Genomic DNA, 12477 nt, shown 5'->3' on the forward strand with positions numbered 1-12477 from the left:
GCGCCTACAGTATGCGGCTAAGCGCACTGCTTATCACCTGACGCAGCTTCCATATCTGCATGCTTTAACTGATATAAATCACGCCAAAGCAGAGGGATGATAATAACGGTTAACGTGATGTTTGAGATAGGTACCGCAAACCACACCCCATCAACACCAAACCAGAAGGGCAATAAATACAAAGACAGTCATTGCAACCACAGTCAAGATAGCGATGAGCCAAAAGCTGGTGCTCATCAGCTGCTGCACACCTGTATTGTCGCCAGCGCCACGATAAATCGACAGCAAACTGCCAGATCCCATCCCGATTAAAACGCCAAAACCAATAATGCTCCCTATAATGGGCCAAGCAAGGTTTACAGCGGCCAACCCCTGAGCACCAAGGTAGTGACCAATAAAAATACCATCGACGATTTGGTACAATCCATTGACCATCATTGCGACAACGGCAGGGATGGTATAACGCCAAAAAGTGCGGGTAACACTAGCGTCTTTCGTGAGGGTTTTGCTCGCTGAATCTAACAGCATGACGAAATCCTTAAGCATGAAAAGCCGTTATTATCCTTGTAATTAAGATTGGTCAAAGTTAGTATCCATCCGAATTTCGGATAGGTTAATCATTATGCATTGGACACTCGATCAACTTGAAGCCTTTGTCACCGCCGTCAGATTGGGGTCATTTTCAGCTGCGGCGAGACACTTGGGAAAAGCACAATCTCGGGTCAGCACCGCAATTGCCAATCTGGAAGCCGATCTAGGCTTTGCACTTTTTGACCGCTCTGCCAGACTACCTGTGTTAAATCAAGCTGGTCTCGATCTGTTTAAAGAAGCCGAAGCGGTGCTCATGCAGTGCCAGCGACTGCAATCAAGAGCCAATTCTCTTAATAGTGGCGAAGAGGTGTCTCTCACTGTTGCCATGGATGAAGCAGTGCCTATCATCGCATTTGAATCATTGTTTGAACGATTAGCTCAGCAATTTCCGCTATTAAAATTAGCCATTATTAATGGCTCCCAAGACGACATTGCACAATGGGTGAGCGCAAAAAGGGCAGAAATAGGCATTTTATTTCACCAAAAACCATTGCCAGAATCGCTGGATTTCACTTCGATAAACAGCTTTAAACAAATCTTGATCTGCTCCCCTCATCACCCGCTTGCACAACATTCTGCCCCGAGTATTGAAGAGTTAAACCAACATCGGCAGCTCGTAATACGCGACCGTATTGGTAATACACAGTCACAAGCTATATCCACAAACCACTGGTACATTGACAGTTACTATTACATCATGGGTTTAGTCATTAGAGGCGTTGGTTGGGCATTAGTACCTGAACATGTTGTCAACACACCGTGGTACATGGGCGAACTGTTCGAGCTATCAACCGAGCATATCCCTAACCCTCTAGTCGTCGAAATGGGCATAGTACAACGCAGAGATCAAAGCAAAGGCCCTATATTGCAGTGGCTTTATAACGAAACAGCTAACTTATTCTGAGTAAACCTATACTGTCAAATTAAAGCCATATAGGCTCTGCATAGGCTGGTATTTTTTCTACACTGATGGTTAAATTGATCTGTTTTAGCAAACACCAGTAACAAAAGTTCACATTTACATAGTAGAGTGGAATTAATACTGAGAACAAATTTAGGAGCACGTAGTCTTAATGTTTAAGACTGCAGTTAGGATACATTATGTTTGATAAAAATACGCTTATAGAAGCCTACGAAAACGTTTTAATTACGCTCATTAAAAAGCGTATCAACGAGTTAAAATTTTATGTAAATCAAAGTACTTATTCTCATATGTCGTTATCTGTTGAGTTTTGGCATTACGATGTAAATTGGAATATCTACAGCCTGCCCGAAAGCCGTTTCGAACAACATAAAAACGTTGCTTCAGACGAGTTTATCATCTTGTCTGACTTTGAAGATGATTGTCCAGAAGTCAGTAAACTGAGAGACATTTTCGAGAGCTGGGAGAATATAGAGCTCGTTAAAGATGAGGACGAGAATATGGATCTGTTGCTCAAGCTATCTCATGAAGCGCTCGCCGAAGCACTATGCGGAAACGAAGTAAAACCACTATTACTAGACATCTTTGCTGAAAATAAAGCGCTGAAAAATAAACCGCTTAACGAGCTTATCAAAGTAGAAGATCCGGACGGACGTTTTGATCTCAACTTTGTAGAAGCTGTTGCTTAGCAAACCGTCAAATAAGCCTAGATAATATGTTTACCGGCTTGGGTTAAAGCAAGTAAATTTCACTGTGTAAACCCCTTATTGTAAAGGGGCTTTACACACTAGTTCGTCTCACGCGCTTTTGTGATTGCAGCTTGGATCGCAGCTTTGGCCTGTGGGCTGTTTTTCCAACAGGTTGTTCGCAACATAGAAGCGACCCGCTCAGCAATTTCTTCAACTTCATAAGTCGCAAGCTCGCTCAAACTGCAAATACCGATTTCTTCAAAACGCTTTATCACCGTAGGGCCGACTCCCTTGAGGGCCAGTAAGGTGTTTTTTTCACTTTCAGAGAAAACCATAATTCAGCTATCCTTTTCTTTATCAAAACGGTCAACATTAACGCGATAATATTGAAATTCTAGCATTATCTTGGCTTGAGAAGTCTGGATCAACATAAATATACATTCTTGTGATCAAGTTATCAGAGAATTCGAACACACTACAAAAACGGCCAGACGAAATTTGATTATCAGGCCAGTGCGTACCATCACGCATCACGCCGCCTTCTTGTCCTTCAACAACAAGGTTTTTTCCAGACACAATGAAATTAAAATACGTAAAATAAAGTCCGATGACGATAATCAACCCCAACTTACTTTTCTCTACACAAAGCACGCATTGTATACCTCGAAAGGGAATGGTAACTTATTGATGAATTTACGTTTAAATTTATTGAAAGAGAGCTCAATGTTCAAGCTAAGACCGTTCCAAGCCAATGATGTTGACAACATGGTCGCGATTTTGAACGATCCCGATGTAGTTCGGTATTTATCAACAAAAATTCCGCAACCTTACACCGAGCAAGATGCCATGTGGTGGGTAAATGAAGGCAGTAAACACGGCTATGTTCGGGCGATTTGCGATGGTCAGCAGCTTATCGGCTGTATAGGTGTTAACCCTGGCGAGTTTGAATATGAGCGCTCTGGTGAAATAGGCTATTGGCTCGCAAAAAGCCATTGGCGCAAAGGAATTACTCATAAAGCCATTTTACATATTGTGTCAGAGGTATTTAACGAGACCAATATAGAACGGATCTTTGCCGCAGTATTTGACGACAATCATGCATCAATGAAGCTACTAGAGAAGTCAGGTTTTGAGCAAGAAGCGGTGTTAAAACGCGCTATATTCAAAAACGAGCGTTTCTATAACAATCACATTTTTGCCTTACTAAAGCCTTAGGTATGCAGCTGCTTAGCTCAACCGTAAATCGGCTACCCTAGCTGCTAAGTAGCTCCATATTAATTTGTTGGCTTCATTATTAACCTAGACCAAAGTAAGCGCTATCTCTAGCGACTCAATCTGCTTTTTTAAGCTTGGATTGATTTCTCCATCAGTAATAATTGTGTCAATTTCGTTAGCTGTAACAATCTGATAAGTAGCGACTTTATCTAGTTTATGGCTCGGGCCCATAATCACAGTGTGATCGCTTTGACGAATGGTCGCAGAGAGGATCTCCGCTTCTTCTATATAACTTGCACTAAAACCATGGTGAATGTGGAACGAGCAAATCCCCATAAAAACAATATCAAAACGGATCCGTTTCACCATTTCGATCGCCGTCATGCCTACCACCCGCATTGCAGGTTTAAACATAGGGCCACCTAACACAATCACATCCACTAATGAATGGTAGGCCAGCTCTTTGGCGATTAGTGGACAACCCGTAACCACCGTCAGCGGCATATTTTTAGGTAAGTGCTGAGCCAAATAACGGCACGTCTCGCCAGAATCAATCACTATCGTTTGTCCAGGCACGAGCATCGCCAAAGCAGGTTCAATATAACGAATTTTACTGGTATCGGGTTTATCTAAACGCTCGATATAGTCAGGAGTATTATCCTGCAGCGCTAAAGCGCCACCATGAACACGCCGCAGTAGCTTAAGTTCAGCTAGCTTGTTTAAATCCCGACGGATTGTGTCTTCGCTCACATCAAGCGTTTGCGCCAAGGACACTGAGGTGATCCGCCCTTGTAAATTAAGCTGATCGAGAATGAATTGATGACGTTCTGCCAATAGCATTGCATGTTCCTGCATGTTTTTGCGTAATTTTACTTGAAAAAGTTCGAGATACAAGCGTATTATTTGCACATACATGCATAATAAAGCCGGTTTAATATCAACAAACGCCTGTTTATGCATGAAACATTATCATAAGGAGTAAAAATGGCACTTAATTCACTCAACCTGAACCATTATCAGGGATTGATATTCGATATGGATGGCACACTTGTTGATTCTGAAGTTGCAGTACGACAGGCCGTCGCGCCTTGGTGTGAGAAACATCATGTCGATTTAGAAATGGTATTAACTACGGGCCGAGGTGCACGTTTCAAAGACTTTATAGAACAATTTACTCCGCATTTAGATTGCCAGCATGAAGTCGAGCTGTTGGAACAAGCAGAAGCCGACCTTGCCCATACCGTAACAGCCATTCCTGGAGCTAAATCGTTTTTAAGCGAAATAAAAGCACAGCAACGCAAGTGGGCCGTTGCAACTTCTGCAAATCGTCACAATGCAATTGCACGACTCACCACAGCAGGTTTACCTATTCCTGAAATATTAATTACCGCAGATGATGTTGGGCAAGGTAAGCCTCACCCTGAGCCATTTTTATTGGCGGCCAAAAGATTGGGAGTGGCAACCTCTCGCTGTCTTGCATTTGAAGACTCAGATCAAGGGGTAAGATCCGCACTTAGCGCAGGCTGTGACGTAGTCGTAGTTAACCATTTTTGCACCATTCACCACGACCATATTGTTGCCCGTATCAATCACTATCAGGACATCTACTTATCAGAGGAAGTAAGCGAATGAAAACATGGCTGACAGGCTTTTATCAAACGAAAGATACCTACTGGGATTTCGCCGGTGTATTCTTCGGCGGTATCGGTTTTATCGCATTATTCGGCCAGCTACTCAGTGAACTTGAGCGCCAAGGCCCAACCAACTTGTCCTTTACGTTTTTAATCGGGTATGTGTTGGTGTTTAGTTTTTGGCTGATGTATGGGCTGAGATTTCAGCGAATGGCAATCATTGTTACCAATGTACTTTGCCTACTTTTACAGATCTTAATTTTACTAACTGCCATTTTGCGTTGAGTAGTTGGCAAAGCTAAACAGCTTTGCCAACCCATTTAGAACGGATTGCCATTTGATTGGGAACCCATTCACGAGCCCAGATATCAGCTCTAATTGGATCACAACACTCTATACTGCAATTTAACAACTACACACCTCAATCCAACCACAGTTTGGGAGATATTCGCTCCGATGCAATGGCAAATTGCTCAACCCAATCGATTAATCCCTCAATCGCCATTGGTTTGGCATAAAAGTACCCTTGTACATACTGACAACCCAAGCCTTTTAAGCAATCTAGTTGTCCTTGTTGTTCTACGCCTTCTGCTATCACTTTGAGCGATAAACTCTCTGCCATCGATAAAATCGCGTTGACCAAAACGGCCGCATCTTGGTTTTGATCTATATCTTGAATAAAACCTCGGTCGATCTTTAATATATTGATGGGAAAGCGTTTAAGATAGCTAAGCGAAGAGTAGCCAGTGCCAAAGTCGTCGATTGCTAAGTTGACTCCCGTTGCCCGTAGGCTTTGCAGCCAAGCGGTTACAGCTTTATCGTCTTCAAGTAAGATGCTTTCTGTGATTTCAAGCGTTAGGTTCTCTGGAAGAAAGCCTGATTGCTGCATGATTTGTTTAATGGTAGTGGCGTTAAAGCCGAGTCGATACTGCTGACTTGAGACATTTACCGTCAAATAACAGTTCATGCCAAGCGCTTTATTTAACCTGCGAATATCATTACACGCCTTGGCAAGTAACCACTCACCAAGAGGAGCAATAAGGCCGCTTTCTTCAGCGACCGGAATAAATTCAGCAGGTGAGATATACTGGCCGAAATCAGTTGGCCAGCGCATGAGCGCCTCGACACCATATAATTTACCCGACACCGTATCGATAATAGGTTGGTAGTGTACGGTTAAGCGCTGATGTTCAAGCGCAGCTCGGAGGAGCTGCTCGAGCTCAACTCGACGATTCACCTGTTGCTGCATTTCTTGAGCAAAGAAATGATACTGATTGCGCCCAGCCTCTTTAGCTTTATACATCGCCAAGTCGGCAAGTCGTAATAACTCTTTTTGATCTTTTGCATCACTTGGTAAAATAGCGATCCCAATGCTTGCCCCCGTAAATACCTCAAAGCCATTGATCACAAACGGTTCGCTCAGCGCTCTGACAATTTTATCGGCTACTTGAGCGGCATGATCCGGATGGACAATTTGACTCAATAACAATACAAATTCATCTCCACCAAAGCGGCTCAGAGTATCGCTTTTACGCAGCAGGTTGTTTAAGCGCTTGGCTACGGAGATAAGTAAGGCATCTCCGGCTTCGTGGCCCATGGTATCGTTGACCCGCTTAAATCTATCTAAATCAATAAATAACACTGCGCTTTGATGATGAGTACGGCTCATGCGTTTAATATCTTGCTCAATTCGCTCAAGTAACAGCGTTCGATTTGGCAGCCCGGTCAACACATCGTAATAGGCTTGATATTCTATTTGCTCTTCTTGCGCTTTGCGCTCGGTCATATCAGACAAAATGGCAACGTATTGTTGCACTAGCCCTTTATCATCATGCACTACACTTATCGCTAGCCACTCTGGATATAAAGTACCGTCTTTGCGCTTGTTCCAGATTTCACTCGCCCATTGCCCGTGCGAATTGAGGGTGCTCCACATCTGCTCATAAAAATGTTTGTCATGCTTACCCGAACTTAAAATATTAGGTCGTTGGCCGAGCACTTCATGTTCTTCATATCCGGTAATTTTGGTAAAGGCAGGATTGACCGCTGTGATCTCAAGTTTTGCGTTGGTGGTCATGATCCCTTCTTGCGTTGCATTAAATACCGCCGCTGCGGTTTTAAGCTGTGCACTTGCGCTTTTTTGTGCAGTGATATCTTCTTTGATCGCAATAAAGTTAATGATTTCCCCTTGCTGGTTTTTAATCGGGGAAATAGACGCGTACTCCCAATAGTAATCTCCAGACTTACGGCGATTGTAAAACTCACCACGCCAGACTTTGCCTTGTTTGATGGTTTGCCACAGCGCTTTGTAGTCGGTAAACCCTTGTTTGGAGCCGAGTACTTTGGGTGTTTGTCCTTTCACATCCTCAAGTGAATACCCAGTAACTTGTTCAAACTTAGGGTTAACGTATTCAATGCGAGCACGAGGGTCAGTGATCACAATGGAGGAGGGGCTTTGCTCAATAGCATGGCCCCACTTGCGAAGCTCTTCTTCCGCTTGTTTAAAAAGGGAGACATTAACACTCACAAACACTTGGCCATTGTTGTGTGTGTTCGTTTGTTTTACCTGTAACCAAGCGCCAGATTCGGTTTGATGCAAATTGGCATCGGAGTTAAAAATTTCTCCAAACTGCTGCTGCCACTCTTCTAGTTTGCGTGGCATTTTCTCACTATCAGCAATTGCGAAATGATTACGCCAAGCACTGTTACAGAGCAGCAAATTGCCGCTGCGACTAAAAAGAGCAAAGCCTTCGGTTAAACGCGCAACGGCATCGGACAAAGTTTGGCTGGTGCTCAGAATTTTATTTTTGGCTACATAAAGCCGATTTGCAAACACAATCAAGAGCAGAAATAGCACAATAGTCAGCAGTAAGAGTAATTCACTTTGATGCTTGGTTTTTTCTATGGTTTCACTGTGGTGCTGGTTATATGCCGCGTAAAGCGCTGAAAAGGCTTGGTCACTAGGCAAAGACAAAAAGCGTTGTTTTGCCTTTTTTAATTCTGCACTGTTAGCAAGCGCGACGTTAAAGTGCTGATAGATAAGCCGCTCTAAGCTACTTTCAGAGTTGATGGTCAGTAAAGGCTCTGCGACAAATTCGTAGAGCTGACCTAACATTAAACTAGCAAGCATTCTATTGGCGTGCGTTGCCAATTCAGGCTCACTCTGTTCTAGCTCGATTAGCAACTCGGGGAGATAAAGCAGGCTGTTTTTAATATTTGCCGCCGCAGTTTTAATGGATTCGACTTGCAATACTTTATTGCTGAGCAGCTGTCGATAGGCATCAAATTGCTGTCGAATGTCGGGCGTGGATTCTGCAAATAATGCATCTCGCTGTGGTGTATTCAAAGCGTCAATTGCATGTGCTAATTGCGCTAACTCATCATATTGATTGAGCTGTGCACTAAGCATTTGTAACACAGCGGCATCCAGTTTGGCATCAATACTTTTGGCTTCAATGAGCAGGGTAACTCGTGCTTGGTGTGTTTGACTGCTGAGTTCTTGCTGCGAGTAAAAGTACGCAAATAGCGCAATTGGCGCGCACAGCAGTAACGCTTGCACACCAATGAAGGCCTTATTCTTCATTCGTGGTTTTCCAAATCCATTTCGTGGTGATGTCCTGCTAGGCTGTCAATAAAGGCAACTAGCTTGTTAATATCGGAGTCTGAGATATTGCGGCCAAGTTGGTATTTGGCCATGGTCGCAACGGCGGCTTCTAGGCTGCTATGACTACCATCGTGAAAAAAGTACGTTTGTTTGCTAGCAAGTCGCAAGCTCGGTACTTTGAACACGAAGCGATCTTGCTCATTGCCAGTGACGTTAAAACGGCCATAATCCGCTTTTTGAATTGGTGTATTTCTATCGCCAAAATAATCACCAAAGGTGCCCATTTTGGCAAACATATTGCCACCAACATTGCGCCCTTGATGACAACTAATGCAACCATACCGTTTAAATAACTCATAACCAGCAATAGCCGACTTAGGCAGTTTTACGCTTCTATCTTTAAGCCATAAATCGAACGGCGCATTCAGCGTGATTAACGACTCTTCAAAAGTCGCTATTGCGTCTTTTACCGTGTGTTTCGTTACTCCCTGCGAGTATACTTTAGTAAATTGCGCGACCAGCGTTTTATCTTGATTTAACTTAGCAACGACTTCAGGCCAAGTCATATCATGCTCTTTTGGGTTTAAGATTGGTGAGTCGATTTGATCATAAAGCGATTGCGCACGGCCATCCCATGCTTGACGAATATTTAAAGCCGCATTGTAAACAGTTGGAGTTTTTAGCTCACCGAGTGCGCCATTAACGCCACTGGAAAGGGGCTTTACATCCGCGCCATGACTCGGTAATTGGTGACATGACGCACAGCTGACTTGGTTTCCTCGGGAAAGCCGTTTATCAAAAAAAAGTGTTCTGCCCAAGCTGACTTTATCGGCATCAAGCCTCATTGCTGGCTCAAGTGGCAAAATAGGCTCATTTGCAGCTCCCAATAATGGAAACGCAAAAAGTAGTAAACTCCAAATTCGCATACACTCCGCCCAAGTTGCCATCTTGGTGTAAAAGATAGCAACATTCGGCATTGCAAATTTTGATTTAAAATAAGCTTAGCAATAGAAGTTATGTGTTTTTATTCACTCACCCCGCACGGCTAGACTTGTCACTTCACTCAGCCAGTTATCAATTACCTCAGGAGTTGCTAAGTGCACAGGGCCAAATAGCGTATGTTGAGTTGGCTCTATACCACAAAACCCCAGTGTCCCATGTTCTAGCTGAGCCATAAGCCCAGCAGCAATTTCTTCCAAATAAGTTTGCGGCGTGTCTGAGGTGAGAATGACTCTTGCGGTTTTATGCGGTAGAAGCTTCTCAATTTCAGTGCCAGTCTCACTGTATTTAAAAGCAAAGCCTGGAAGTAATGTTCTATCTATTAGCCCTTTGAGCTTGGCTGGTAACGCCAACCACCAAATTGGGCTTACTATCACAATGTGCTGCGCCCACAGTAAGTTCTCTTGGAATTGCTTGAGGCATGGCTCTAATGTTTGGCTCGCTTCATAGCCATACATCAAATTGATTTCAAAGTGCATCTCATTAAGATCCATTCTGCGTATTTGATGTTGGGTGCTTGCAGCTTGCTCGTAACTTGTGGTGATAGCGTGGCACAAGCTTTTGGTTTTGGGGTTACCGTTAAGTAGCAGTATTTTTTTCATCTTCGTTTCCTTATCACATGACTGAGAAACGAGTGTACTGTCTCCCCTTAACGGGAGAGTCAAGTTACTCCACCTGAGACTAGGATAGTTTTATTTGTGGACATTCATCAAGCGATGCGATGCAGTGTTCAATTCGGTGTATTTTTTGCTGAAGCAGCGCAACTTGTTCTATGAAGGATGCTTTGAGTTCGACTAAAAATGTGTTGATTTCGACCCAATTGACTTGTCGCCCTTTAATTTCAATCACCTGCTGTAACTGTTTAATCGACACGCCGAGCAACTTTGCTTCTTTTATTAATAACAGCAGATCGACATCCACTTGCGAATAGACACGATACTTACCAACACGCTCCGGGGTAGGAATAAGCCCTTTCTCTTCATAAAAGCGAATGGCTTTGACTGACAGCCCAGTTTGCTTTGACAGCTTGCCAATATACATTTTTGATTCTCCTTGCTAAAAGCAAAATAATGGTTTACAGCCCCTGTAAAAGTTGCAACTATCTGGCAGTAAATCTGCCACACGCTAACAAAAAGTATCGTCAAGGAATAGCAAAAGATGTATCAGTTATTTTACTACCCCCGTAATGCCAGTTGGGCACCGCATCTCGTACTTGAGCACCTACAACTAGAAAAAGAACTGCTCTTGGTCGATAGAAAAATACAACAACAAAAGTCTGCTACCTATTTAGAACTCAATCCAACAGGACGGATCCCGACATTGGTCGACGGCGACCAAGTCATCTTCGAGAGTGCAGCAATTTGTTTGCATTTATGCGAAAAGCACCCTGAAGGACAGCTTATCCCAGCGCCAGCAACCCCACAGAGAGCCACGTTTTATCAGTGGCTTTTTTATTTAACCACGACAGTTCAGCCAGAACTCATGCTGTATTTCTATCCTGAAAAATATCAATTATCTCCAGAGAGCAGCAAGACCATGCCTCAAGTCGCTGAGCAACGAGTCGGCGACATGTTTGCACTTATCGACAAGCAGTTAGCAACACACACCTACTTAGTTGGTGAACAGCTCACGCTTTGTGATTATTATTTATTTATGCTGGCCCATTGGGCTAGTGGGTTTAATACTGCGCCAAAAGAATATGCACATTTGGGCCGATTTATGCGAATGATGGCACAGCAAAAAGTGGTAAAAAGAGTGTGCGAAATTGAACAAACCGATCTAAGTTTTTATTAGCATCCATTACGCCAAGGAGGAAAAATGGAAACCTTAGTGAAAAACTATATCTCAGCCTACAATCATTTTGATATTCCGGGAATGCTAGCTCAGCTCACCGATGATGTCGTGTTTGAGAATCTCGCCAATGGCGAAATTACAACGCGTACAACCAGTAAAATGGAGTTTGCAGAATTAGCAAATCAGTCAGCTAAGTTATTTTCCGAACGCAATCAATCTTTAACCGCCGCCACGCAAGACAATGATCTGTTTATTGTTCATGTGACCTACAAAGCTAAATTAGCCAAAGACTTAGCCAATGGCATGAAAGCAGGGCAAAGCATCTCCTTGCAAGGCCGCTCAGAGTTTGCATTTCGTGATGGAAAAATTTGTTTGATAAGAGATATAAGCTAACTTCTTACTCCAAACTCGGGTTATTGGAAGTGAATTCAACACAGTTTGCACTAAAACTGGCTGCTAGAAAGGCATTAATTATCCAAAATCAGGTTATTAATTTGGCAAAGTCAGCGCGCTTTTCTATGCTGGTTTTGCACTTTCATCATTAATTCATTTCGACATAAGCACTATCTTGCGATCAGTCTAAGACGAATTGAAATAAAACGGAGAACAACAATGGGACTATTAAGTGGTCTACTCGGAAATGCAAGTGAAGTAGACAGTAGCGAAGTAGATAAGTTATTAGCAGATACGCTAATTCAAGGGGAAGAAGTTGCACAAGCTTACAAGGTGATCCGTGACTTGTTTATTTTTACCAACAAGCGTCTAATTTTAATCGACAAGCAAGGCATGACGGGCAGCAAAGTAGAAATGCTCAGTATCCCGTATAGCAAAATCACAAAATACAGCAAAGAATCTGCGGGTCACTTCGACCTTGATGCGGAATTAAAAATCTGGATTGGCTCAGATCCAACGCCGATTAGTAAAGAATTTAAAGCAGGCGACAATATCAACCAAGTGTATAAGATCATTTCACAATATTGTTTATAGCCGCATGCAGTTAACTATGAATAGGCACGCAGGATGCGTGCTTCT

The 12477-nt window shown here is 43.1% G+C and carries 15 protein-coding genes and 2 pseudogenes; 8 read left to right on the forward strand and 9 right to left on the reverse strand.

Going from position 1 to position 12477, the window contains the following annotated elements:
* Nucleotides 1-17: 17 nt before the first annotated feature.
* Both JJQ94_RS24295 and JJQ94_RS04985 read right to left on the reverse strand, forming a co-directional pair.
* Nucleotides 18-146: a hypothetical protein gene (locus JJQ94_RS24295; protein WP_269092898.1), complete on the reverse strand. Its 129-nt coding sequence runs from the start codon at nt 144-146 to the stop codon at nt 18-20.
* 31 nt (nt 147-177) lie between these two features.
* Nucleotides 178-528: pseudogene (locus JJQ94_RS04985) on the reverse strand (MATE family efflux transporter); the annotation flags it as partial.
* 94 nt (nt 529-622) lie between these two features.
* Between JJQ94_RS04985 and JJQ94_RS04990 the strand changes: the two are divergent.
* Nucleotides 623-1495: a LysR family transcriptional regulator gene (locus JJQ94_RS04990; protein WP_099029472.1), complete on the forward strand. Its 873-nt coding sequence runs from the start codon at nt 623-625 to the stop codon at nt 1493-1495.
* Between the two features lie 197 nt (nt 1496-1692).
* Entirely contained in the window at nt 1693-2202 is a 510-nt protein-coding gene (locus tag JJQ94_RS04995; RefSeq protein ID WP_099029473.1) for a hypothetical protein, read from the forward strand.
* A 98-nt stretch (nt 2203-2300) separates the two neighbouring features.
* Here the strand turns inward: JJQ94_RS04995 and JJQ94_RS05000 are convergent, their stop codons facing one another.
* Together JJQ94_RS05000 and JJQ94_RS05005 are read right to left on the reverse strand one after the other, a co-directional pair.
* Nucleotides 2301-2537: a helix-hairpin-helix domain-containing protein gene (locus tag JJQ94_RS05000; protein WP_099029474.1), complete on the reverse strand. Its 237-nt coding sequence runs from the start codon at nt 2535-2537 to the stop codon at nt 2301-2303.
* Nucleotides 2538-2574: 37 nt separating this feature from the next.
* Nucleotides 2575-2790 (reverse strand): annotated as a pseudogene (locus JJQ94_RS05005) (nuclear transport factor 2 family protein); the annotation flags it as partial.
* A 135-nt stretch (nt 2791-2925) separates the two neighbouring features.
* Between JJQ94_RS05005 and JJQ94_RS05010 the strand changes: the two are divergent.
* On the forward strand, nt 2926-3417 hold the full coding sequence (locus JJQ94_RS05010; protein ID WP_099029475.1) for a GNAT family N-acetyltransferase: 492 nt from the start codon (nt 2926-2928) through the stop codon (nt 3415-3417).
* Nucleotides 3418-3501: 84 nt separating this feature from the next.
* Here the strand turns inward: JJQ94_RS05010 and JJQ94_RS05015 are convergent, their stop codons facing one another.
* Nucleotides 3502-4257, reverse strand: coding sequence for a DeoR/GlpR family DNA-binding transcription regulator (locus JJQ94_RS05015; RefSeq protein WP_099029597.1), 756 nt, complete (start codon nt 4255-4257; stop codon nt 3502-3504).
* A gap of 144 nt (nt 4258-4401) precedes the next feature.
* Between JJQ94_RS05015 and JJQ94_RS05020 the strand changes: the two genes are divergently transcribed.
* Both JJQ94_RS05020 and JJQ94_RS05025 read left to right on the forward strand, forming a co-directional pair.
* Nucleotides 4402-5049 carry an HAD-IA family hydrolase gene (locus JJQ94_RS05020; protein WP_099029476.1) on the forward strand — a complete coding sequence of 216 codons (648 nt, stop codon included), beginning with the start codon at nt 4402-4404 and terminating at the stop codon, nt 5047-5049.
* On the forward strand, nt 5046-5333 hold the full coding sequence (locus JJQ94_RS05025) for a hypothetical protein (RefSeq protein ID WP_019647463.1): 288 nt from the start codon (nt 5046-5048) through the stop codon (nt 5331-5333). Before JJQ94_RS05020 ends, JJQ94_RS05025 begins: the two co-directional genes overlap by 4 nt.
* A gap of 136 nt (nt 5334-5469) precedes the next feature.
* Here JJQ94_RS05025 and JJQ94_RS05030 read toward each other — a convergent pair whose 3' ends face one another.
* From JJQ94_RS05030 to JJQ94_RS05045, 4 genes are all read right to left on the reverse strand, one after another.
* Nucleotides 5470-8631, reverse strand: a complete 3162-nt coding sequence (locus tag JJQ94_RS05030) for an EAL domain-containing protein (protein ID WP_099029477.1) — start codon at nt 8629-8631, stop codon at nt 5470-5472.
* Complete coding sequence (locus tag JJQ94_RS05035; protein WP_099029598.1) at nt 8628-9578, reverse strand: cytochrome-c peroxidase; 951 nt, start codon at nt 9576-9578, stop codon at nt 8628-8630. Before JJQ94_RS05035 ends, JJQ94_RS05030 begins: the two co-directional genes overlap by 4 nt.
* 102 nt (nt 9579-9680) lie before the next feature.
* Nucleotides 9681-10253 (reverse strand): NAD(P)H-dependent oxidoreductase, encoded by a 573-nt coding sequence (locus JJQ94_RS05040; RefSeq protein ID WP_099029478.1) that lies wholly within the window; start codon nt 10251-10253, stop codon nt 9681-9683.
* A gap of 79 nt (nt 10254-10332) precedes the next feature.
* On the reverse strand, nt 10333-10692 hold the full coding sequence (locus JJQ94_RS05045; protein WP_099029479.1) for a MerR family transcriptional regulator: 360 nt from the start codon (nt 10690-10692) through the stop codon (nt 10333-10335).
* A 117-nt stretch (nt 10693-10809) separates the two neighbouring features.
* On the opposite strand from JJQ94_RS05045, the gene JJQ94_RS05050 reads away from it, so the two are divergent.
* From JJQ94_RS05050 to JJQ94_RS05060, 3 genes are all read left to right on the forward strand, one after another.
* Nucleotides 10810-11445: a glutathione S-transferase family protein gene (locus JJQ94_RS05050; protein WP_099029480.1), complete on the forward strand. Its 636-nt coding sequence runs from the start codon at nt 10810-10812 to the stop codon at nt 11443-11445.
* Between the two features lie 24 nt (nt 11446-11469).
* Nucleotides 11470-11838 carry a nuclear transport factor 2 family protein gene (locus JJQ94_RS05055; RefSeq protein WP_099029481.1) on the forward strand — a complete coding sequence of 123 codons (369 nt, stop codon included), beginning with the start codon at nt 11470-11472 and terminating at the stop codon, nt 11836-11838.
* Between the two features lie 219 nt (nt 11839-12057).
* Complete coding sequence (locus JJQ94_RS05060; RefSeq protein WP_039495392.1) at nt 12058-12432, forward strand: PH domain-containing protein; 375 nt, start codon at nt 12058-12060, stop codon at nt 12430-12432.
* Nucleotides 12433-12477: the final 45 nt, after the last annotated feature.

This window comes from Pseudoalteromonas sp. GCY, assembly GCF_016695175.1.
Classification (GTDB): Bacteria; Pseudomonadota; Gammaproteobacteria; order Enterobacterales; family Alteromonadaceae; genus Pseudoalteromonas.